At 68.1% G+C, this 22,225-nt stretch carries 22 protein-coding genes; 11 read left to right on the top strand and 11 right to left on the bottom strand.

Annotated elements, in window-relative coordinates; translation table 11 throughout:
- Positions 1–19: 19 nt before the first annotated feature.
- The 4 genes from NDI79_RS02520 to NDI79_RS02505 are packed head-to-tail and all read right to left on the bottom strand — an operon-like array spanning position 20 to position 5,800.
- Entirely contained in the window at positions 20–1,051 is a 1,032-nt protein-coding gene (locus NDI79_RS02520; protein WP_310926874.1) for a DUF7502 family protein, read from the bottom strand.
- The gene (locus tag NDI79_RS02515; RefSeq protein WP_310926873.1) at positions 1,051–1,653 is read right to left on the bottom strand and encodes a hypothetical protein; all 603 of its coding nucleotides are present in this window, start codon (positions 1,651–1,653) and stop codon (positions 1,051–1,053) included. Before NDI79_RS02515 ends, NDI79_RS02520 begins: the two co-directional genes overlap by 1 nt.
- On the bottom strand, positions 1,650–4,004 hold the full coding sequence (locus tag NDI79_RS02510) for a VWA domain-containing protein (RefSeq protein WP_310926872.1): 2,355 nt from the start codon (positions 4,002–4,004) through the stop codon (positions 1,650–1,652). The genes NDI79_RS02515 and NDI79_RS02510 overlap by 4 nt, the downstream gene beginning before the upstream one ends.
- A complete protein-coding gene (locus NDI79_RS02505) occupies positions 4,004–5,800 on the bottom strand; it encodes a BatA and WFA domain-containing protein (protein ID WP_310926871.1) in 1,797 nt (598 codons plus the stop codon). The genes NDI79_RS02510 and NDI79_RS02505 overlap by 1 nt, the downstream gene beginning before the upstream one ends.
- Positions 5,801–5,939: 139 nt before the next feature.
- Between NDI79_RS02505 and NDI79_RS02500 the strand changes: the two genes are divergently transcribed.
- From NDI79_RS02500 to NDI79_RS02485, 4 genes are all read left to right on the top strand, one after another.
- A complete protein-coding gene (locus tag NDI79_RS02500; RefSeq protein ID WP_310926870.1) occupies positions 5,940–6,449 on the top strand; it encodes a cupin domain-containing protein in 510 nt (169 codons plus the stop codon).
- Between the two features lie 67 nt (positions 6,450–6,516).
- Positions 6,517–7,014 carry a pyridoxamine 5'-phosphate oxidase family protein gene (locus NDI79_RS02495; RefSeq protein ID WP_310926869.1) on the top strand — a complete coding sequence of 166 codons (498 nt, stop codon included), beginning with the start codon at positions 6,517–6,519 and terminating at the stop codon, positions 7,012–7,014.
- Positions 7,015–7,076: 62 nt separating this feature from the next.
- Positions 7,077–7,493, top strand: a complete 417-nt coding sequence (locus tag NDI79_RS02490; protein WP_310926868.1) for a methylated-DNA--[protein]-cysteine S-methyltransferase — start codon at positions 7,077–7,079, stop codon at positions 7,491–7,493.
- Between the two features lie 131 nt (positions 7,494–7,624).
- Complete coding sequence (locus NDI79_RS02485) at positions 7,625–8,308, top strand: NosD domain-containing protein (RefSeq protein ID WP_310926867.1); 684 nt, start codon at positions 7,625–7,627, stop codon at positions 8,306–8,308.
- A gap of 128 nt (positions 8,309–8,436) precedes the next feature.
- On the opposite strand, the gene NDI79_RS02480 is transcribed toward NDI79_RS02485, so the two are convergent.
- The 3 genes from NDI79_RS02480 to NDI79_RS02470 all read right to left on the bottom strand — a co-directional run bounded on the left by NDI79_RS02480 (position 8,437) and on the right by NDI79_RS02470 (position 12,947).
- Positions 8,437–9,687 (bottom strand): glycoside hydrolase 5 family protein, encoded by a 1,251-nt coding sequence (locus NDI79_RS02480; RefSeq protein ID WP_310926866.1) that lies wholly within the window; start codon positions 9,685–9,687, stop codon positions 8,437–8,439.
- Positions 9,688–9,973: 286 nt separating this feature from the next.
- A complete protein-coding gene (locus NDI79_RS02475; protein WP_310926865.1) occupies positions 9,974–11,380 on the bottom strand; it encodes an arylsulfotransferase family protein in 1,407 nt (468 codons plus the stop codon).
- Between the two features lie 517 nt (positions 11,381–11,897).
- Positions 11,898–12,947: an enolase-like domain-containing protein gene (locus NDI79_RS02470; protein WP_310926864.1), complete on the bottom strand. Its 1,050-nt coding sequence runs from the start codon at positions 12,945–12,947 to the stop codon at positions 11,898–11,900.
- A 117-nt stretch (positions 12,948–13,064) separates the two neighbouring features.
- Between NDI79_RS02470 and NDI79_RS02465 the strand changes: the two genes are divergently transcribed.
- The 4 genes from NDI79_RS02465 to NDI79_RS02450 all read left to right on the top strand — a co-directional run bounded on the left by NDI79_RS02465 (position 13,065) and on the right by NDI79_RS02450 (position 15,948).
- Complete coding sequence (locus tag NDI79_RS02465) at positions 13,065–13,487, top strand: CoA-binding protein (protein ID WP_310926863.1); 423 nt, start codon at positions 13,065–13,067, stop codon at positions 13,485–13,487.
- Between the two features lie 219 nt (positions 13,488–13,706).
- Positions 13,707–14,195, top strand: coding sequence for an Lrp/AsnC family transcriptional regulator (locus NDI79_RS02460; RefSeq protein ID WP_343218160.1), 489 nt, complete (start codon positions 13,707–13,709; stop codon positions 14,193–14,195).
- Complete coding sequence (locus tag NDI79_RS02455; RefSeq protein ID WP_310926861.1) at positions 14,192–15,343, top strand: pyridoxal phosphate-dependent aminotransferase; 1,152 nt, start codon at positions 14,192–14,194, stop codon at positions 15,341–15,343. The genes NDI79_RS02460 and NDI79_RS02455 overlap by 4 nt, the downstream gene beginning before the upstream one ends.
- A 104-nt stretch (positions 15,344–15,447) precedes the next feature.
- Positions 15,448–15,948 (top strand): MOSC domain-containing protein, encoded by a 501-nt coding sequence (locus NDI79_RS02450; protein ID WP_310926860.1) that lies wholly within the window; start codon positions 15,448–15,450, stop codon positions 15,946–15,948.
- Between the two features lie 33 nt (positions 15,949–15,981).
- Here the strand turns inward: NDI79_RS02450 and NDI79_RS02445 are convergent, their stop codons facing one another.
- The 3 genes from NDI79_RS02445 to NDI79_RS02435 are packed head-to-tail and all read right to left on the bottom strand — an operon-like array spanning position 15,982 to position 18,290.
- Positions 15,982–16,560 (bottom strand): VIT1/CCC1 transporter family protein, encoded by a 579-nt coding sequence (locus NDI79_RS02445; RefSeq protein WP_425499561.1) that lies wholly within the window; start codon positions 16,558–16,560, stop codon positions 15,982–15,984.
- Between the two features lie 2 nt (positions 16,561–16,562).
- On the bottom strand, positions 16,563–16,850 hold the full coding sequence (locus NDI79_RS02440; RefSeq protein WP_310926859.1) for a DUF211 domain-containing protein: 288 nt from the start codon (positions 16,848–16,850) through the stop codon (positions 16,563–16,565).
- A gap of 45 nt (positions 16,851–16,895) precedes the next feature.
- Positions 16,896–18,290 (bottom strand): GntP family permease, encoded by a 1,395-nt coding sequence (locus NDI79_RS02435; RefSeq protein WP_310926858.1) that lies wholly within the window; start codon positions 18,288–18,290, stop codon positions 16,896–16,898.
- Between the two features lie 167 nt (positions 18,291–18,457).
- Here NDI79_RS02435 and NDI79_RS02430 point away from each other — a divergent pair, with 167 nt between their 5' ends.
- The 3 genes from NDI79_RS02430 (at position 18,458) to NDI79_RS02420 (ending at position 22,036) form a co-directional block, all read left to right on the top strand.
- Positions 18,458–18,904, top strand: coding sequence for a universal stress protein (locus NDI79_RS02430; RefSeq protein WP_310926857.1), 447 nt, complete (start codon positions 18,458–18,460; stop codon positions 18,902–18,904).
- Between the two features lie 107 nt (positions 18,905–19,011).
- Complete coding sequence (locus NDI79_RS02425) at positions 19,012–19,803, top strand: DUF7504 family protein (protein WP_310926856.1); 792 nt, start codon at positions 19,012–19,014, stop codon at positions 19,801–19,803.
- A 67-nt stretch (positions 19,804–19,870) separates the two neighbouring features.
- Complete coding sequence (locus NDI79_RS02420; RefSeq protein ID WP_310927617.1) at positions 19,871–22,036, top strand: hypothetical protein; 2,166 nt, start codon at positions 19,871–19,873, stop codon at positions 22,034–22,036.
- Here NDI79_RS02420 and NDI79_RS02415 read toward each other — a convergent pair whose 3' ends face one another.
- Positions 22,037–22,180, bottom strand: a complete 144-nt coding sequence (locus NDI79_RS02415) for a DUF7503 family protein (RefSeq protein WP_310926855.1) — start codon at positions 22,178–22,180, stop codon at positions 22,037–22,039.
- Between the last annotated feature and the right edge of the window lie 45 nt (positions 22,181–22,225).

Raw genomic sequence — 22,225 nt, 5'->3', positions numbered from 1 at the left:
TGGCATGGGTGTCTTCGAATCAGCTGTCGTCCTCGTCCGCCTCGTCGCTGTCGCGTATCCGCAGGTTGTACTCCCGGATGAGTTCCGCGTCCTCGATGTTCTCCGAGGGGGCGTAGCCCGCGTCCTGCCCCTCGACGGCGGCGTCGGCGAACCCGCCGTCGTCGTACGAGGAGGGCGGCGAGACGGACCCGCCCTCGCCCTCCCCCTCGTCGGAGCCCTGCACGGAGGCGTTGATGCTCTCGTCGCCCGCCGAGACGTTCTCGGCGTCGCCGAGTATCTCGTCGCCGTCCTGCAGTTCGTCCTCGGCCTCGGTCCGCTGTGGCTGCTCGCCGGGCATCTCCTCGTCCTCGTCGTCGCCCAAGTCGCTCAGGTCGAGGTCGACCACGGCGACCTGGATACTCGCGAGGCTGACGAGCACGATGAGGAGCGTCGTCACGACGACCCGGCGCGTCCCGACGAGTTCGAAGCTGGACGTCCCGCGCAGGTCGAGGAGGACGCGCTCGTAGAGCCGTCGCGCCATCTCGGTGTTCGCGCCGTCCTCGACGCTGTCGCGGGCGGTCCGGAGCGCCTCGGCGACGCTCGGGTTGCCCGCCTCGAACTGTTCGACAAGCGGGCGCCGCGTCCGGAGGAGGTACTCGGCGACGAACGCGACGGCACCGAGGAGGAGGCCGACGACCGAGGCGGTGTGAATCGTGGTCGGGACGACGCCGCCCACGCCCGCGAGGAACCCGGGGAGGCCGACGGCGTCGCCGAGGGCGGCCGGGCGGAACAGTCGGAGGAGCACGTTCACGACGAGGGCGACGAGGCCGGCGTCGAGGGCGGCGTGGAGGAACGCGACCTTCCGCGCCTCCTCGCGGACCTCCGAGAGCGCCGCGCGCATCCGCGAGGAGGTGTCGTCCCCGGCGGTCGGTTCGTCGGCGTCGGCTCTCCCATCGGCGCTGTCGCCGTCGCCCGACCCGGTCGCGTCGAGACCCGGGCCGAACCCGGAGTCGGCGTCGAACTCGCGGCCGTCGTCGCCGTCAGTTCGGTCGCGGTTGTCGTCGCCGCTCATCAGGAACACTCCGGCGGTCTGTCGTCCGCGCTCGTGTTCCACTGGTTGCAGACGGCTTCGAGGTCGTCCTCGAACTCGTTGCGCTCGGCCCGCAGGTCGTCGGCCTCCTCCTGTAACTGCTCGTTCTGGTTTTCGAGGTCCTCCACCTCGTCGGTCAGTTCGCGGTTCTCCGCTTCGAGCGCGTCCGTCTGCTCTTCGAGGTCGTCTATCTCCGCCTGCGCCTCTTCGAGGTTGTCGCGGACGATTCCGAGCTGTTCGGTGCGCTCTTCGAGCGAGGACTCCGTGTCCGCTAACTCCTCTTGGGTCTGATTGAGCAGTTGCTCGGTCCGCTGAAGTTCGGTGGAGACCTGTCCCACGTCGCCCTCCGAGCGCTCGACGCTCTGGTTCAGGTCGTCGAGACGCTCCCGCAGCGACCGGAGCTCCGTTCGGGTCTCGGTCAGCTCTGCTTGAAGCTCCTCGTTCTGCGCTCTCAGCTGTTCGTTCTGCGCCTCCAGGTCGCCCGCCGACGACTGATAGACGACCGTCGCGCCCACCGTTCCGGTGAGGAGGAGGGCGACGACGGCGACGAGGGCGAGGTTGATGGGGCGGCCGATGAAGCTCATGTCAGGCCTCCTTCACCCGCGCTACTGCTCCGACGGACTTGAACCCGCCGATAGACGACGTCGAGGGTGAACAGCGCCAAGGCGAGCGCCATCGCCAGCCACGTCCAGTCGGTGCGGACCGAGCGCACCCGGCGGGACTCCTCGCGCGTGAACTCGGCTATTTCGGCGGCCTGCGTCGCGGAGAACTCCCGGCCGCCGGTCGCCTCCGCCAGCGTCTCCAGCGCCGGGTCGGGACCGAAGGCGGCGTACTCCTCCTGATAGTTCGCCGCGTAGGCGGCGTCCAGCACCTCGTGGTAACCCGCCTCGTCGGGCGTCGCCGTCGCGCGGTACGTCTCCTCGCCCACCTGCCGGAACGAGACGTCCGCGGCGGCCGGCCGCTCGCCCCCGCGGTAGGTCACCGTCGTCGGCGACCCGACGCGCGTGTCCGCGATGCCGACGATGCCCGTCGCCTTCCGCTCGGGGTCGCCGATGACGTAGTTCGTCGACTTCGTCAACAGCAGCGAGTCGGGCCGGGAGAGCAGGCCGCCGAGGCTGCCGTCGGCGGCGTACGTCGTGATGGTGCCGACGCGGCCCAGCCCGTAGCGCCACGTGGCGACGGCGGGCGTCCCGTCGTCGCTGGCGACGAGGAAGTTCGCGCCGCGCCGGATGGAGACGTCGTTCGTCGACCCGGGATTCGCGGTCAGTTCGACGCCCGAGGTGACGAAGTTGTTCGGGTCGACGATGACCAGCCCCTCGCCCTCGTAGGACTGCGCGCCGCCGAACAGGATGTTGAGCCGGTTCGTCTGCGTCGCGCGGAAGTAGCTCCCGCCGGAGGCCTGCGCGATGGAGCGGAGGGTGTTCTCGTTGACCCGCTGGCCGGCGCCGATGGTGATGACGCGCTGGCCCTCCGCTCGGAGCTGACTCGCGTAGCTGACGGCCGCGTCGGGCCTGTCCTGCCCGTCGCTGATGAGGATTATCGTTCCGGGGTCGTCGCCGAGCATCTCGCCCGCGCCGCGCAGTCCGACCGCGATGTCCGTCGCCCCGCCGGCCTGCAGGCGGCGGACCCTGTCGGAGAGTTCCTCGCGGTTCGGCCCGAGCGGTTGCAGGTCGGCGACGCTGTAGGCGCGGTAGTTGAAGCCGACGATGCCGACGTCGTTCTGGTCGCCGAGCTGTTCGAGCGCCGAGAGCGCCACGGCCTTCTGCACGCGCATGCCGCTGTCGGCGCTCCCGGAGACGTCGACGGCGAGGACGATGTTCGTCGACTGGCCCGCCCCCTCGCCGGTGGTGACCGGCAGCATCGACGCCAGCGACGAGCCCTCGTACCCGCCGTTCTCGAAGGAGTTCGGCCCGCCGACGGTGAGCAGTCCGTTGCCGTCGATGACGAACTCCTGCAGGGCGTCGACGTCGCCCGCCTGCGAGGCCGGCATGTCCTGCATCACGACGGCGTAATACGGCGAGAGGTCCGAGGGCACCTCCGAGGCCGTCTCCACGTCGTACACCTGTTCGAGGTAGTCCTCGAACGGGTACGAGCGCTGCGAGACGTACAGTATCTGCGGTCGCTCGACGGCGCGGACCGTCTTGTAGAACACGTCGTTCTGCTCGAACTCGTCGTCGCTCTCGACGCGCGCGGTGACGCGGTGGGTGCCCGTCTCCTCGAACGTGTAGGAGAACTCGCGGGCGTCGGAGGCGTTCGCCACCGTCTCCTCTAACACCTGCTCGCCGTCGACTTCGACGGTCACCGTCGCCGGCGAGTCCACCTCGACGCCGCCGACGCTGACGAGGAAGGCGCTCTCGACGCCGACGCTCGTCTTCGAGGGGCCGTTGAGCGTGACGTACCGCTCCGTCTCGGCCGGTTCCGGGGAGACGACGGAGACGCTGGCGTTCAGCGAGCGGGCGAGTTCGCTCGTCTCCTGCAGCGACCGCCCCTCCGTCACCCGCCCGTCGGAGACGACGACGAGGCTCCCGTTCTCTTCGAGGTTCGCCGCGATGCCCTCCCCGATGGGCGAGGAATCGTCGTTGGCGATAGTCGTCGTCGTCACCGGTAGGCCGGTGTCTTCGATGGCCGTCGCCAACTGGTCGGCCCGTTGGGGCGAGACGTTCGTGCTGTCCGAGCGGTCCACGAGGAGGTTCACGCGCGGGTCGCCGAGCGTCTCCGTCGACTGGACGGTGTAGGGTCCCGCCGCGCCGAAGACGACGAGGGCGACGGTGAGGACGCGGGCGGCGAAGAACAGCCGTCTGCTCCGCCCGGAGGCGGTGCCGCGGGCGTTGTACCAGATGAGCGCCCAGAGGACGGCGACGGCGCCGACGCCCGCGAGGAGGAACCGCGGTCGTTCGAGTCCGAGTGTCAGTCCCCCGAGTTCGACGCCGACCATCAGAGGTCCCCCCGTCGCCGCAGGTAGGCGACTTCGAGGACGACGCCCCCCAAGACCGCGAGGGCGACCCACTCGGTCAGCGGGTCGGGGACGGTCCGCTCCTCCTCGCGCGCCGGCACGCTCCCGTTACCCGCCGCGTCGAGGTCGGTCGCGGCGACCGAGGACTCCGACTCGCTCAGGAGCGACGCGCTGTAGCGGGTCCCGCCCGCCTCGTAGAAGCCGGCGCCGTCGAGGGGGACGGACGCCGCGGTGACGGTTCCCGACGGCGTCTCGACGGTCGTCTCGTTACCGAACGAGAGCCGTCCGCCCGTCTCGGCGTTCAGTTCGGTCAGCGGCGGCCGCCCGGCGAGGTCGTAGACGGCGCGCTTCCAGAACACGGGGTACTGATAGTCGTACTTGAACGCCGACTCCTCCTCGATGTAGCCGTAGTAGAGGATTCGGCCGTTCCCGCGCTGGGCGGTGGCGACGAGCGGCGACCCGTCGGCCGTCGACACCAGCGCGCGTCCCTCGCGGAGGCTCCCCGTCAGGTACACCTCCGGCGGCGGGAACTCGATGTCGCGCGTCAGTTCCGCCTCCGCGGGCGTCCGCAGCGTCGGGTTCGTCCCCGTCCCGTTCGGTTCGAGGAGCAGCAGGTCGCCGTAACTGTCCGGCATCGGCTCCTGCGCCTGTATCGCGACGCCGCCGCCGCGTTCGAGCGTCTCGCGTCCCTCCTCGACGTTCGTCCGGAGCAGTCGCCCGCCGTCCACGTTCGAGTAGACGATGGCGTCGTACTCCTCCGTCACCGAGGTGGGCGGCTCCTTCACCGTCACCTCGACGCTGTCGACGACGGACAGCGCCGTCGTCAGATAGCGGTTCTCGTCGTTCGTCAGGACGAGCACGTCGACGACGGCGTCGGAGGGGGCGGCGACGTAGGAGGCGTCGTCGGCGGCGAAGTCGTCGCCCGGCGAGAGCCGTGCGGTGCCGCCGCCGGCGGGAATCCCGAGCGTCACCGTGCGCACGTCGCCCGGTCCGAGCGACAGCGACTGCTCCCGGCCGCCGAGCGACACCGACCGCGTGACCGACTCCTCGCCGTAGTTCTTCAGCGACAGCGTCACCTCGTCGCCGGAGAACGACCGCTCGACGATGCCGACGTTGCTCGCGCCGCCGTCGGCGAACTGCCGGAGTTCGACCGACAGGCCGCGGGCGCGGGCGACGCGGACGGCGTCCTCCCACGCGCTCTCGTCGGCGAAGTCGCTCACGACGACGATGCGGGAGCCGTCGCCCGCGATGGACGCCGCCGTCGAGACGGCCGAGCGGAGGTCGCCCGGAGCCGTCGTGGCCGAGAGTTCAGACAGGACCGACCGCGCCTCGTCGGGGCCGCCGCTCCGGAGGGCGACGGTCGGGTCCGACCCGCTGAGGACGACCGAGGTGGTGCCGGTGACGGCTCCGTCCGCGCTACCGACCGCGCGGGCGAACCGCGTCTGCCCGCCCGACTCGACGGTCATGCTGGCGCTGGTGTCGACGACGAGCACCGTCTCCTCGACCGTCGATGACTCCGAGACGGGGACGTACGGCGACGCCAGCGCCGTCGCGAACAGCAGGATGGCGAGCAGTTGGAGGAGCAACAGCGTGCTGCGCTTGAGCCGTTCGAAGAGCGGGTGGGAGGTGACGTCGCGGCGGTCCTCCGAGAGAAACCGGTACGTCGGCAGTCGGACGCGCCTCGGGTCCGGCCGGACGAGATACAGGATGAGTATCGGAACCGCCGCCAACAGGGCGGCGAACCCGAGCGGAGTGAGAAAGGCGTCGGAGAGGGCCATCGACAGAGAAGGCGTTCGCACCCCTAATGGGTCTTTTCCAATGTCACTGCGGCGCACGAAACCCCCGGGACGGTGACGAGTCGACCACCGAACGGCGCGCCGGCACCGAACTTATCGCCCGACCGCCCGAAGGGACGACATGGTGAAGCGAGTCTCAGCGCCGGACCTGCCCGACGCGCCGAACCCGACGAGTCGCAAGAAGGAGGTCGACGAGGCGGTGGGCGCGTCGGCGTTCGGGTTCAACGTCTACGAGGTGCGGCCCGGCGAGCGGGTGCCGTGGGGCTACCACTCCCACCCCGAGCACGAGGAACTGTTCTACGTCGTCTCCGGCGAGATAGTCGTCGACACCGAGGACGGGCCGGTCCGCGCGGCGGCGGGCGACGCCATCTTCGTCGAACCCGGCGAAAAGAACCGCGCGCGCAACGACGGCGAGGAGGTTGCAGAGGTCGTCGCCGTCGGGGCGCCGAAGGACGGCGACGGCGCGGTCATCGAGGAGGAGTGTCCCGCCTGCGGCGCGGTGACCGACCGGACGTACGAGTCTGTCGAGTCGGACGGCCGGCCGGTGTACGTGCTCTCCTGTGCGGCCTGCGGCACCGAGACGGACCGGTTCGGCGCCGGACCCGAGGGTGGGGACGAGGCGGACGCGTAACGTCGCGTCGGACCGTCGGTTCGGCCCGCGCGCGACGTTCATCGTCGTCGGGCGCCTCCGGTATGACATGGTCGACGACGCACCCGACGCCCGCCGCGACAGACCGGAGACCGAGGAGAGCTACGGTATCCCCGACTCCGAGGAAGGGGTGCTCCCGTGGTCGTTCGTGACCGAGCGACTGGCCGCCGACCGGACGTTCTGGGTGTCGACGACGCTCCCGGACGGGCGACCGCACGCCCGCCCCGTCTGGGGCGTCTGGGTCGACGGCCGACTGCACTGCGGCGGCGGCGCGGGGACGCGGTGGGTGCGGAACGCCTCGCGCGACCCGCGCGTGGTCGTCCACCGGGAGAGCGGCGAGGAGGTGGTGATTCTCGACGGCGTCGCGGAGCGACTGGACGGGGACGCCGACCCGCGGCGACTGGAGCGCATCGACGACGCCTACGAGGCGAAGTACGGACTCCGCCACGGGACGCCCGTGTTCTCGATTCGGCCGACGCGGGTGCTGGCGTGGGCCGACTACCCGGCGGACGCGACGCGGTGGACGTTCGGGGACGGCGGGGAGTGAGGGGAGTTCGGCCGCGGGCGACGACGCCCGGAGTTATCACCCCGCGCGGCGTAGTGGCGCGCATGCGCGCGGAGATTCACGGGGCGACGCTGGAACTGGACGAGTCGTACCTCGACGCGGACCCGGACGCGGTCCGTGAACAGGCGCGGGAGTACGAGCGCGGCGACCGGACGGCGTTCGACGTCGAGGTGGCCTACCCCGACACGTTCACCGGCCGCGTGATGCGGGCGATGCGCGCGATTCCCTACGGCGAGACGCGGACGTACGGCGAACTCGCGGCCGAGTTGGACACGAGTCCGGTCGCCGTCGGGCAGGCGTGCGGGCGGAACCCCGTTCCGCTGGTCGTCCCCTGCCACCGCGTCGTCGGCGCGGACGGCCGACTCGTCGGCTTCTCGGCCGAGGGCGGCGTCGAACTGAAGCGCCGACTGCTCGACGGGGAGGCGGCGAACCGGCAGACGAGGCTCGCGTCGTTCGAGTGAGGCTTTCGTTGACCGAGGGACGCGCGGAATCGCGGACGCCATCTATAACATTCATCCGACACGTCAATCAAGACAACATTTCAGCCGTCGGCCGACGAATATAACACCCTCTCCGGAAATGGTCGAACAACGTGACTCGCACTTCGACCGGTCTCGTCGTGGTCGTCGCCGTCCTCCTCCTCACGCCGGCGGCGTTCGGAACGACGGCGTCGAGCCAATCGGAACCCGTACGGGAGATAGACAACTGCGGCGTCATCTCGGAACCGGGACGCTACGTACTGACCTCCGACATCACGAACGGCGGGAGCGGCGACGGCTTCACCTACGCCTCCCAGTCCTGCATCGTCGTCGAGAGCGACGACGTGCACATTCAGGGTAACGGCCACCGCGTCGACGCCCTCGGCAACAGCGACACGACGGGCGTCGAAGTCGCCGGGACCGAGTCGGACCCCGTCGAGAACGTGACGGTGTCGAACGTCACCTTCACCGACTGGAACCGCGCCGTCTACTTCCGGCACGTCGAGAACGGCGCCGTCCGCGGGTCGGCCCTCCGCGCCAGCGCCTACGGGATGTCCATCGAGCACTCCGAGGACGTGCGGGTGGTCGACGCCATGGTCGTCAACAACCTCCTCGGCATCTACGAGAACGACACCACCGACACGGAACTCTCGAACATCCGCTACGCCAGCAACTACGCCGGCGACCACGTCGTCGAGAACGGAACGGACGAGGGTGACGAGTCGGTGGAGACGCCGACGGCGACTCCCACCGCGACGCCCACGCCGACACCCACGCCGACCGAAGAGGACTACTGAGGCGAACGGCGCGCTGAACGCCGAGCGCCGTACGCGAACGCGATTTTTCGACGTCCCTCCGTTCGGATTCCGAGCGACGAAGGGACAGCGGACTGGACGCAGAACGGAGACAGAGAGCGGCGGGGCGGTTACGGTTCGGGCGATTCGGTGGGCTCTGACTCGGACTGGGACTCGTTTCCGAGCGTCTCGTCCTCCGTCGCGTTCTCGGCCTCGGTTTCCGTCTCGTCGGGCGTCTCGGTGCCGACGGACTCGCCGTACACCTCCTGCTTTATCGGTTCGGTCCACTGCGGCCAGAGCTGTCGTTCCTCCAACTCCTCGACGGAGTCCTCGCCGGACATCGCTTTGATGGCCCGGGCGTCTTCGAGGCTCCAGACCGCGCCGTCCTCGTGGAACAGGCCGTTGAGGATGCCGACCTCGCGCTGCGAGGAGAAGTACGCGGGCTGGATCATCAGCGACCAGAAGAAGTTGCCGACGCCCATCTCGGTGATTATCGGCGCCATCGAGGCGTAGTCCGGCGTGCGCTGCTCGCGCGGCGGCGCCGTGTGGAACCCCGCTCCCGAGCGCACGCGCTGCCACTCGGTGAGCATCACCGGTTCGTCCATGTTCTCGTCGAGCGTCACCACCTGCCGGAGGGCGTCGCGGAACTCCGCCTGACTCGTGGGGAAGTTGTAGTGGAACTGGAACAGGTCGAGGTTCCAGTCGGCGTACTTCGCGTTCTTCGCCATGCTGGTCGACCCGATGGTCAGCGGGACGGACCCGCGCATCTCCCACATCGTCCGGTACATCTCCCTCGAGAACGTCACCCGGCGAGAGTTCCACCCGGGTTCGTTCATCACCTCGATGGCCAGCAACCGGTCGTCGTCGGCGTAGCGGTCCATGAACTGCCGGGTGAACTCGCGGGTGTCCTCCCAGCGGTCCCGGTTGTTCAGGACCTGATTCGACGGCGAGGCGACGCCGGTGGCGGTCATCAGATTTTCGTCCTCGAGGTTCTGCCGCGTCGGCTGGTTACCGATGCCCTCGAAGAGACCGATGAGGACCCGGATGTCGTGGTCGTCGGCCGTCGAGACGAAGTCCTCGAACGACTCGAAGAACCCCTCGGGGTCCTCCTGCCAGAGTTCGTAACTCCCCCACGTCCGAATCGCGTTGAGGTTCACCTGCTCGGCGTACCCGAGGTCGCGGTCGATTATCTCGTGGTCGTAGTCCCGCCACATCTGGTAGAAGTTGAACGCCCGAGCGGGGATGTAGATGGCCCCGCGAACGTCGACGGGGGCGTCGGTATCGGGGGCGACCGTAACGTCCCGCGTGGCCGTCTCCGGGGGGGTCGCCGAGTCCCCGTCGGTCGCCGTCGCCGTCTCCACCTGGTCGCTCAGTTCGGTCACGGAGTTGTCGTCCCCCTCCGGGCCGTCGAACCCGAGGGACGAACAACCCGCGAGGCCGGCTATACCACTCGCCGCGCACCATCGGAGAAACCTCCGTCGCGTGTTCCGTGTCATTGCGTGCTCCAGTGTTCGCCGCCGCGTCCGCCCGCGCCTCCGTCTCCGTCGCCGCCCGTCATCGTCGTTCTCGTTCGGTCATCGTCGTTGTCATCGTATCGTGCCGCCGTCCGTTATGCGTTGTCTCCGGCCGCAGTCGCTGTCGGTCGTCCTCAGTTCCCGCTATCCGAGGCTACTCGCGTCGCGCACCACCCCGCCACCGCCACGTCGCCTCGGCCCCGCCCCAGGCGAACAGGGTCCCGACGGCGAGCAGCGTCGCCAGTATCTCCGGCAGGCCCATCCAGACCGGCGTGATGTACATCAGCCCGTTCAGGTACCGCCCGGGAACGATCTGTTTGACGAGGATCGAGGCCTGATCGGCGAGGCTCGGGTCCTTCGACTGGAGGTCGCCCGACGCCGCGCTCGGGCCGCCGGCGCTCTCGTCGCCCGTCCCCAGTCGCTCGGACTCGTAGGGGAAGGCGATGTCGACGCGCCAGACGATTTCGCCGTCCTCGTTCACCTCGAAGACGCGGTTGGCGTTCGAGTCGCTGATGAGGGTGTGACCGTTCGGCAGTCGGTCGGCGTCGCGCGGCCACTGCATGCGGCCGTCGCGCCAGTGCCACGACTGCTCCCACGTGCCGTTGGTCCGCTGATATTCGATCACGCGGTTGTTCTCCGAGTCGGCCACCAGCACCGCCGGCCCGCCGCGTTCGGCGGGGATGAAGTCGGGGTTGTGCTGCTCGTAGAGGATGCTCGTGTCGTCCTCGGCGCCGAGCGTCCAGTTCTCGTCCAGACCGTTCTCGTCGACGAAGACGACGCGGTCCTGGTTCCGCGCGCTGACCATGATTCGGCCGTCGTCGAGTATCTCCACGTCGTTGATGTGGGTCCAGTCGCCCGGGGAGTCGTCGCCGCTGTCGGGGTCGAACGACTCGCTGGCGTTCCAGGTCCACTCGGTCTGCCCGTCGCGCGTGTCCACGACGAACACGCGGTCGAGGTAGATGTCCGCGACGACGAGGTGCGTCTCGTTCAGTCGGTCGGCGTCGTGGTAGCGCGTCGCCTCCTTACCCGGCGTCACGCGGTCCCACACCTCGGTCGTCTCGCCGGTGGAGAGGTTGACGCGCTCGAACCCGTTCCGCGTGCAGGCGTCCGAGGAGCGCCCGGCCTGATAGCGGTCCCACTTCTCCTGGCTCACCCCTCGCTTCGAGAGGTTCCACTCGGTGGGACACTCGCCGGGTTCGAGGTGGTCGGCGTACATGTATTCGACCGTCGCCTCGGTCCCCGGCACGGGGTCGACGTCCCAGTAGCGCGTGTGGGTGTCGTTGTAGTACATCGTCGTCCCGTTCGGCGCGAACGCGACGAGTTCCGCTCTCGCCCGCGGTCCCTCGCTGGCCCGGCCGCGCCAGGAGTTCGAGTCGGTGGCGACCACGGTGATACCGTCCCGCGGCGGGACTACCTGCTCGCTCCCGTCGACGGTCCCTCCCGAGATGTGACTCTCGAAGGTGCTGCCCGACGACCCGGCGGCGTATCCGTATGCGACTCCGGCGGTGGACAGACAGAGGACCGCGACGAAGAGTGCGCGGACGGCCCGCTTAGAGACCATGTGCGTACAGACTGCGGTCGACACTCATATGCGTCACGGCCGTCGGGCTACCTCGCTGGTCCGACGGTCGAATCGGAGGGGACGGCGGCGCCTCGGCCGGGTCCGGCGGGTTCCCGGACCGCGGACGGCCGCGCGCCGCGCTCTTTCGTATCACGTGTGGTCGGGAGCGCTCCGCCCGAAATACTTTTTCGACACGCGTCGGGCGGTCCGCAGCGTTGACAGTTTCCGCCGAGAGAGCCTCGCATCGCCGTACGGGTTGGGGATAAACGAGCTCCGTTCGAGTGTCCCGATACCGATAGGACCGGTACGCTGAACGTAGCGGGTGTTCAGTCGGTGAGAGGGGTTCGCTTCGGTCGGCCGGCGGCGGAACGGTTGAGACGCCGACGTGTACGGTCGGCGACCCGCGGTCCTCGCAGAGAACCACCGCTACGGACGTTCGGAGACGCCCCCGAGGCGGAACGGCGGTTGTGAGGAGTGGAACCCGATGGTTCCATTTCCCTCGTTTCTCTCTTCTATCTCACCCCCACTCGAACCCCCGGGGAGCGGGCGGCGGCGAAAGCGGACTCGACGGAAGACTACCGCTCGGATTCGGGTCGTTGTACGCTTTCGGAGCGACGTCGTTCGGCGCGTCCGGGTAGAACAGCGATGCGATCGCGTGGATGTGTTCGCGGCCGATATCGAGTTCGAACTGACCGCCGCCGAACATCCGAATCTCGTGGTCCTGACAGTAGTCAACCGTATCCAGCAGCGACCGCACCGACCCGAACCGCGACGGCTTGATGTTGAGCCACTCGGGTTCCCAGGGGAGTTCTCGGACCGTCTCGACGCTGCGGATGGGGTAGTCCCAGGTCACGCGGCGCTCCTGCCCCTCGAACAGCGGCCGAGTCTCCTCGTTCAACTCCGGATCCTCGATGAGCGCGTCCGGGAAGCCCTCGATGACCCGTTCGTAGAGTGCCGGATCGGCCGGCTGGTCGACGGTCGTTCCGTGGTACTGTCCTTTCAGGTCGAGCGTCAGGACGGCGTCGGTGCCGGCCAATCGGTTGACGACGTCGTCGGTCCAGTCCGACGTCGGGTCGAGTTTGAACTCTAACTCGGGATTTCGCTCGAGCCAATCGAGGACGCGGTCGCCGGTCGGTGGGTCCTCCAGACGCGTACTCACGACGAACCGAACCGGGTCGTACTCGCGTTCGAGTCGGTCGGCGAGGTTCGTATCGGCCTGTTTCAACGCGAGGTCCAGTGCGGCGCTTTCGAGCGCCCACCGCCGGTAGTTTCGGAAGATCGTCTGATTCGGCTCGTCTCCGAGAAAGAGGTCGATCTCGGAGAGTCGTTCGGAGAACTCGTCGACGGTGTACTCTCCGGAAAGGGAGAACTCCTCCGAGGAGTCCCGAAGAACGTCGTGAGCGTCGTTATCGTACGTGACGTCTTCTCCCCGTCCGGTTTCGCCATCGCCGCGCAACGAGACGACGGTGGTCGCTCGGGTGAAGCCGCTGGAGGTCTCCCGTTCGTGCCGTTCGAGGTCGTACCCCTCTATTTCGAGATCGAGACTCGCGACGCGATCGTAGAGCATAGCTGCGTCACACTACGGATTCCGTTCAGTAAAAGGTAGGACGGCCGCCCTCCGACCCGCACGAGTGCGAACACCCGCCGGCGATACGCTGATTTTCCGGCCGCCAGTAGTTCGCGTATGCCGATCGAAGACGACGACAACCTCCGGCGGATTCTAGGCTACCAGCGTGTTGCGGTCATCGGCGCGTCGACGTCGTACGAGAAGGCGGCCCACATCGTACCGGCCTATCTACAGCGTCACGGCTACGAAATCACCCCGGTCAATCCGACGGCGAACGAGATACTCGGTGAGCAAGCCTACGATTCCCTGGCCGACGTTACCGAGCCGGTCGACATCGTCGAGATATTTCGGCCCAGCGAGGAGGTTCCGGAAATCGTCGAGCAGGCGGTGACTCGCGGCGACGTGCGGGCGATCTGGATGCAACAGGGCATACGGAACGACGACGCCGCACGAACGGCGGAGACGGCTGGATTGGACGTCGTCCAGGACCACTGCATGAAAGTCGAGCACGGCCGGCTCGTCCGTCACCCGATGGATTGAACCGAGGACGAAAAGTCCCACCAGCGTCCGCGTCCGGAATACGGTTGTCAGCCCCGCGGTTTCGACGGGTCAGTGCCACCGCCCCGGAGCGGTGCCACCGCCCCGGAGCCGCACGGCCGCGACATCCGTTTTCGTATCGCAGTATTCAGTTTAGCTCGTCCTCGGCCCCAAGCTTGCGCCGTGAGCAAACCATTTCACGGGGGACCGCAACCCCGTAGTATGGACGACAAGCGGGAACTGCTCGACCTGTTGCTGCGAGACGCTCGCGAGAGCCCAGAAGACATCGCCCGGCAGACTGGACTCGACGCGGCAGCGGTCGAAACGCTCATCGCGGAGTTGGAGGAGGAGGGCGTCGTCCGCGGGTACCAGGCCGTCGTGGACTGGGACCGCGTGGACGAAGAACACGTGCAGGCGCAGTTGGAACTCAACGTGGAACTCGACCGCGAGACGGGGTACGAGGAGATAGCCCGCCGCATCGCCAAGTTCCCCGAGGTGTCCTCGCTCCGATTAGTCTCCGGGGACTTCGACTTCGCCGTCGACGTGGAGGGCAAGTCGATGCACGACGTCTCCCAGTTCGTCTCCGAGCGCATCGCTCCCATCCCGGAGGTGACCCAGACGGTGACGCACTTCGTCATGGAGACGTACAAGGAACGCGGCATCGAGATGGGCGATACGGACGAGGACGACCGCCTCACGTTCTCGCCATGAACCGCCACCTCTCGACGCGCGCGCGGGAGACGCCGCCGTCGGGTATCCGGCGCTTCTTCGAGGTGGCCGAGGAGATGGACGACGTCATCTCCCTCGGCGTCGGCGAACCCGACTTCTCCGCGCCGTGGGCCGCCCGGACCGCCGCCATCGACTCCTTAGAGCGGGGTCGGACCTCCTACACGTCGAACCGCGGGCGCCGCGACCTACGGGAGGCCATCGCCGACCGGGTCGAGCGCTACGACCAGCACTACGACCCGGACGAGGAGGTGCTCGTCACCGCGGGCGCGAGCGAGGCCGTCGACCTGGCGATGCGCGCCCTCGTCGACCCCGGCGACGCCGTCGCGGTGCCGGAACCCTCCTACATCTCCTACACGCCCACGGTGTCGTTCGCCGGCGGGGAACCCCTACCCGTGCGGACGCGCGCCGAAGAGGAGTTCGCCCTCCGGTACGAGGACCTCGAACGCGCGGGCGCGGCCGACGCCGAGGCCCTCGTGCTCTGCTACCCGAACAACCCGACGGGCGCGGTGATGTCCGAGGGCGGCCTCGCCGAGGTGGCGGAGTTCGTCGAGGAACACGACCTGTTCGTCCTTTCGGACGAGATATACGCGGCGCTCAGATACGAGGACGAGCACACCTCCATCGCCACGCTACCGGGGATGCGCGAGCGAACCGTCGTGTTCAACGGCTTCTCGAAGGCCTACGCGATGACGGGGTTCCGCCTCGGCTACGCGCTCGGTCCCTCGGACGTCGTCGGCGCGATGAACCGCATCCACCAGTACACGATGCTGTCGGCGCCGACGACGGCGCAGTACGCCGCCATCGAGGCCATCGAGGCGTGCGACGACGCCGTCGAGGAGATGCGTCGCGCCTACGACCGGCGGCGCCGGTTCGTCATCTCGCGGTTCAACGAACTCGGGATGGACTGCTTCGAGGCGAAGGGCGCCTTCTACGTCTTCCCGAAGTGCCCGCCCGGGTGGGAGGACGACGAGGCGTTCGCCGAAGCGCTCCTCCAAGAGGAGCAGGTCGCTCTCGTCCCCGGCCGCGTCTTCGGCGAGAGCGGCGAGGGGCACCTCCGCGTCTCCTACGCGACGGGGATGAACGAGTTGAAGGCGGCGCTGAACCGCATCGAGTCGTTCCTGCGGGAGTAGCCCGCTAAACCGCCCGTCGCGATACCGATTCTACCGACGCCGAACTATCGGTCTGAGCCGACGGCGCACTTATGCGCTCGGAGCGGCCTCCCACACCTGCACTCATGAGTCGCACGAGCGAGGACGCCGAGTTCGGGGCGCGTACCGGCACCGTCGACCGCATCCACGTCGTCCCGGCGGCGAGCGGCGAGGCCGAACCCCGCGAGTCCGTCGAGGCCGTCGCCGGCCGCGGGATAACCGGAGACAGATACTACGAGGGGGAGGGCGTCTACAACGAGAACCCGAACCTCGAACCGAGCGACGTGACGCTCATCGAGGCCGAGGCGCTGGAGGCCGCCGAGTCGGACTACGGCGTCGAGTTCGAGTCCGGAGGACATCGCCGAAACATCACGACACGGGGCGTCGCGCTGAACCACCTCGTCGGCGTGCGGTTCCGCGTCGGCGAGGCCGTCTTCGAGGGGACCGGCCTCTGTGAACCCTGCGGGCACATGCGGTCGCTCTCGGGGGAGGACGACGCGGTGGAGGCGCTCAGACACCGCGGCGGCCTCGACGCCCGAATCGTCGAGTCGGGGCGGGTCGCCGTCGGCGACGACGTGCGCTGGTGAGCGGCGTCGGTCGCCGGGAGCGTCCGACCGGGGTCACGGCAGGAAGTAGTTGATGCCGGCGACGACGAGGCCGGCGAGGCCCATCCGGGCGGCGGCGACGTACCAGCGCTGCCCGGAGATAGAGCCCATGTACGCGCCGAACGCGCAGAGGACGCCGACGCCGAGGGCGATGGAGACGAGCGCAGCCTCCCGCATGGCGAGGAGCGAGCCTTCGAGGACGAACGGGCTCAGCGGAACGAGGACGCCGATGAGGGGGCCGAGCCCCGAGGCGACGGCGTGGAGGAGGCGGGCGCCGCGTCGCTCCCGTTCGACGCGGGTGTCGTCGAGGTCGGTGAGCATCGCGCGCTCGATGCGCCTGATGTCCGCCCTCGTCTCGGCCCGCTCTATCTCCCAGACGCTCCAGACCGCGGACGTACAGAGCCCCACGGCCGCCCCGGCGCCTATCTTGACGACGGTGAGACCGTCGGGGACGCCCGAGAGGACGGCGCCGACGACGACGCCGATACAGGTGAGCGTGCCGTCGAAGCCGTTCGAGACGAAGTAGCGGCGCGCGATGGACAGCACGTCCCCCCGGCCGAGGAGGCGCCGCAGTTCCGCTCCGATGGACGCCACGGTCAGTCCTGCGGGGTCTCGCGGTCCTCGACGACGCGGTCACCGCAGGACACTTGGTCGACGGAGTGGACCGTGCCGCCGAGCGACTCGACGCGGTCTTCGAGCGTCGGCAGGTCGAGCGCCGACCCCTCGACGGTGAGTTTGGCGTTCTGCACCTCGCGGTCGAGTTCGACGAGCGACGACGTCGCCCCCTCGACGGCGTCGAGGTCGGCGACCCGTTCCGTGAACTCGACCAACGGGGGGTCGTGCGGTTTCAGCACGTCCAACACGAGACGGCGGACGGGAGCCATACGCCCGAGTGGGCGGCGCGTCCACAAAAATGAGCGGTCGGCCGCCTACGCGAGGGGGAGCACCGACGAGTAGGCGAGCACCGCGACGATACCGGTAATGGAGATGATGGTCGTGAGGACGGTCCACGTCTTCAGCGTCTCCGCCTGCGTGAGGCCGCCGATCTCCTTGACGAGCCAGAATCCCGAGTCGTTGTACCACGAGCAGATGTTTCCGCCCGCGCCGATGGCCATGACGAGGTACGCCGGGTGCACGGCGAGTTGGCCGGTCAGCGGCGCCATGATGCCCGCGGTGGTGAGCATCGCGGCCGTCGCGGAGCCCTGCGCGATGCGGACGATGGCGGCGATGAGCCACGCGGTCACGATGAGCGGGATACCGATACCTTCCAGGCTGCCGGCGATGTACGAGCCGATGCCCGAGGCGGCCAACAGCGCGCCGAACGCGCCGCCCATCGCCGTGATGGCCGCGATGTTCCCGCCGCTCTTCAGCGCCTCGGTGAGTTCGTCCTCCCACTGCGAGCGCGTCAGTTCGGACCAGCGGAGGTACGTCAGCGCCGCCGCGATGGCCGCGATGGTCAGCGCCACGTTCTTGTCGCCGATGAACGCCACGATAGGCCTGATGCTCTGGAGCACCGGGTACGTGGACTGGAGCGTGTCGACGACGGTGTACGAGGCGACGAGGACGACGGCGAGGAGGATGGGAAGCGCCGACTCGAAGACGCCCGGGATGTTCTCGGAGGAACGGTTCGCGCGCTCCATCAACTCCTCAGTCGAGGTTCCCATCGCATCGCGGAGCGGGATGTCGATTCGGTTGTTTATCCAGCGACCGTAGACGAGTCCGGCCATCGTCGCCGCCGGGAGGGCGACGGCGACGCCGACGGCGATGGTCATCCCGAGGTTCACGCCGATTTCGCTGGCGACGGCCAGCGGACCGGGCGTCGGGGGGATGAACACGTGGGCCGTCGCTCCGCCGGCGCCGACGGCGACGATGTACAGCGCGTAGTCCTTCCCGCGGCGCGCCCGCATCGACCGGGCCAGCGGCGCGAGCAGGTAGAACACGCTGTCGAAGAAGACGGGGATGGCGAGCACGGTACTGCTTCCCCACAGCGCGATGTCGGAGTTGTCCTTGCCGAGGGCCGACTGAAAGCCCCGCACGATTCGCTGTGCGGACCCGGCCTCCAGCATCGCCTTGCCGATGACGGCGGCCATCAGGATGGGTATACCGATGCCCGCCATCCCGTTCCCGAACGCTGTGGCCGTTCTCGTAGCGGCGTCGGCCAGTCCGAAGTCCGGAACGAACGCGGCGTTGACGAGTCCGACCGTGAACGCGGCGATGGTCAGCCCGACGAACGCCGGGAGGTCCCAGACGACGAGCAGCAATACGACCACGACGAGCCCGACGACGAACGTCAGAAGCGGGCTATGAGCGAATTCGACTACCATAGAGACACCGGGTATCACCCACGTTCGTTGAAAATATTTTCCATTACAAAATATGTAGCAATAATTTTCGTATTTTATTTTATATTTCGATGATGAGTTTAATTACCCGCCGAGTGAGCGGCCCGAAACGACCCCGCGTTTATCACTCTCGACGTGAACGGACGAACGTGAACCGAGCACTCGCCGTCGTCGAACCGACCGACGCATCGAAGGACCTACTCCGGGAGGCCGGAAGCCTCGCCGAAGGCGTCGACGCCGAACTGGTTCTCGTCCACGCGACCACGGACGAGGAGTACAGCGCTCGCCGGAAAGCCATGGAATCGCTCTCGAACGCCTCGACGAAGTACACGCCGGGAGAGGCCCGGGCGGGCGCGGAGGAGTTCGCGCGCGACTTGGGTCGGGAGATACTCGCCTCGTTCGACGTCGAGTACGAGGTCACCAGCGCGGTCGGAGACAAAGCCGACGCGGTTCTCGACGCCGCCGAGGAGTACGACTGCGACCACGTCTTCTTCGCCGGACGGCAGCGCTCGCCGACCGGAAAGGCGCTGTTCGGCGACGCGACTCAGCGGGTCATCCTCGACTTCGAGGGACCGGTGACCGTTCTCACGGCCTGACCGGCGTTCCCGCCCCGTGCGGGTGACACGCACGGAGAGACACTCGCGTTCAGAGACTCATCAAATACACAAAGTATTATTTGTCGCGGTTGCGTGGGTCAAGACGAATGGATCAGGGAGGTGGAGCCGGCGGCGCTCCCGGAGATGCGCCGGGACTCGCCGCTGCGCTCGACGGACTGAAGCAGCGCGGAAGCGCGCTTCTGGTCGTCGGTTCGGTGCCAGCGGACGTCTACCGGAAGGTATCCGTGCGGATGCTCGGCGACGGTGACGCGGCGCCCAGACGTCGGCTCCTCGTGACGAACGCGACCGACGACGGACGGGACTCGCGGCTGGAAACCGTCGAGCGCCGGACGCCCGAGTGGACCCGCATCGTCCAGTTCGCCGCCCCGTCGCGGGGGTCCGCGGCCGCGTCGAACGGACCGGGGTCGACCGTCTCGCCGATGGAACCGGGGGCGCCGAATTCGGATTCGAACTCGGAGCCCGAATCGAACGCCGACAGCGACGCCGACGCCGCAGGCGACCCCATCGCCCACTGCGTCGACGGCGGCGTGACCGAATTGGGCGCGGAGGTGACCAAAACGGTCGAGCAGTTCGACGCCATCGCCGGCGGACTGGCGCCGGCCGAACTCCGGGTCGCCTTCGACTGTCTGCCGACCCTCGTCGCCGAGTACGACCTCGAAACCGGCTTCCGGTTCGCGCACGTCCTCGCGAACCACGTCCGCGCCGTCGACGGGATGGCGCACTTCTGGCTCCCGCGCGAGCGGGACGACGAGGCGGTCCGCGTGCTCGAACCGCTGTTCGACGCGACGGTCGAACTCCGCCTCGACGGAACCCAGTTGTGCCAGCGCTGGCACTTCCGCGACCGCAACCTCTCGTCGGACTGGCTCGTTCTCGAATGACCGCGGGGTTCGGTGCGCCGAGTGTGACCGACCAACACGCTTTTACTCTAAAACGATGACAGAGAAGATGATGGAACGGTTCGAGAATCCAGAGGGTCGGTCGGGAGAGACCCCCGGGACCCACTTGGAACTCTCGCTCGAACCGGTCCCCGGCGGCGACGGGATACTCGTCACCGACCCGATAGAGCGTCACCAGTTCGCGCTGTCGACGCCGTCGGTGCTCGCCCCCGAACCGGCCGACCCGGACGCGTTCTGGTTTCCGGCCGACGCCGCCGTGCGCTTCCGCACCGACAGGCTCGACCTCGGGTCGGTCGTCTCGGTCTGCGTCCGCGACGACGAGGGGCGGATGCTCGGTCAGACCGAACACTACGCCTCGGAGTCGTTCCCCCGCGCGACGTACAGTTTGGAGCTGTTCGCGCCGGTCAAGACGTACGTCCGAGTCACCGCGCCCCTAACTATCAGTTCCGACGCCGAGCGGACGACGCTCTCGTTCGGCGAGGAGGCGGAGGTACTCGTCGGCGCGCGCTCGCACCACGAGCGCCCCGCGGCGACCATCACGACCCCCGACGACCCGCGGTCGATGATGCGAGCGGTGTCGCTGCTCGGGTCGGCGCTGAAGACCACCTCGCCCGAACGCTCGTACCCGACGCTCCGGGGGCATCCGCCCCTCATCGAACGCGGGGACGCGTTCCGCGCGCCGCCGACCATGACCGCGCCCGAGACGGGCGTCACGCTGGAACTCCCGGCGACGTACCGACACGTGTACGTGGCGGCGCCGCTGGCGTACTACCTCGGCGCCACCGTCGTCGAGGGGGAGACGCCGCGGCTTCGGACGGAGAACGGTTTTACCTACGACCTCGATACGGCGGCGGGCTACGAACGGGCCGTCGAACGCGCCCTCAAGCAGACGTTCTTCCTCGACTGCCTCACCCGCACCGAGGGCTACTACCAGGTGGACCTCCACGAACGCCGGGCGGTCGAGGAGCGGGTCGACCTCGATTTCGCCGACCTGTACGGTCGGTCGCTGGCCGAACGGGTCGAAGCCTACCTGCGGGTGCCGTACGACGCCGTCGCCGACCACATCCCGGAGTGGAAGCTCACGACGCACGTGACGCCGACGGCCGACAACGTCGAACTGCTACCGTTCGTGGCGAACGACCTCGCCGTCGTCCGGACGCCGCGGGCGAAACCGACCGCGAGTTCCGAGACGCAGGCGGCGGCCGTCGGCGCCTTCCTGCGGTCCTCGTCACCCGTCGCCGGCGGCGGCGCCTCGGGTGAGGACTTCACCCGAAGCGCGAGCAGGACGACCCCGCTCCCGGAGCGGACGTACGTCCAGCCCGAGGAGACCGACTCGCTCGAACAGGCGTGGGTCGGGGAGGGCACTCCCGTCGGCGCGAGCAAGGCCTCGCTGCAGGCGTACCGCAACCGACTGTATCGGTCGCCGACGGAGGGCGACATCGGTATCACCGTCGTCTGCAACGACCCGAAGATGGCGGACGAACGGGAGGACGTGGAGACGGTGTACGGCTCGCGCGACGCGCTCCCGTTCGACGTGCAGGTGCAGTACGAGTTGACGCGGGAGGAACTCCGCGACGCGCTCGCGAGCGAGACCGACTTCTTCCACTACATCGGTCACATCGACGACGGCGGCTTCCACTGTTCCGACGGGACGCTGGACGCCGCGACGCTCTCGGAGGTGGGCACCGACGCGTTCCTGCTCAACGCCTGCCGGTCGTACGAGCAGGGGATGCACCTCATCGACGCGGGCGCCATCGCCGGTATCGTGACGCTCGACGACGTGGTGAACAGTAACGCCGTCGAAGTCGGGTCGATGCTGGCGCGGTTGTTGAACAGGGGGTTTCCGATTCGGACGTCGCTCAACTTAGTGAGCAAAGACAGCATCATCGGCAGCGATTACCTCGTGATCGGTGACGGTGGACACCCGATTGCGCAGGTTCAGGCGGCTTTTCCTAACTCGGTGGAAATCGAGAAAATGGCCGACAACTCGTTCGAGGTCGAATTTCACACCTACCCCGCGGCGGAGTTCGGCATGGGCTCGATGGTTCAACCGTTTATGCCCGGAGACGTTCCGTACTATCTCTCTTCGGGTATCGCGGATGTCTTCTATCTCACCGAAACGGAGTTACAAGAGTTCCTTGATATGGAAACGATTCCAGTCGTTGTCAACGATTCGCTCTACTGGAGCGACGATCTAAGTTTCGATCTGTTCTGATTACGGACCCGAGATACCGACGTGGTTCCCCGCCGCGACGGAGCCCGCCTGCGACAGCAGCAGCAGCGCCGTGAACAGGACGCCCATCATGCGGGGGTGGTCGGTCAGGTACTGTGCGACAGCGTTCGCGTCATTGTCGGACATGACGTATGATTCGTGGACCCGGCGCTAAATGAATATTTTCGAGAA

This window comes from Halogeometricum sp. S3BR5-2 (genome assembly GCF_031624635.1).
Classification (GTDB): Archaea; Halobacteriota; Halobacteria; order Halobacteriales; family Haloferacaceae; genus Halogeometricum; species Halogeometricum luteum.
Note: the sequence above shows the minus strand (reverse complement) of the source record. Positions and strands in the feature narration are given on the sequence as shown.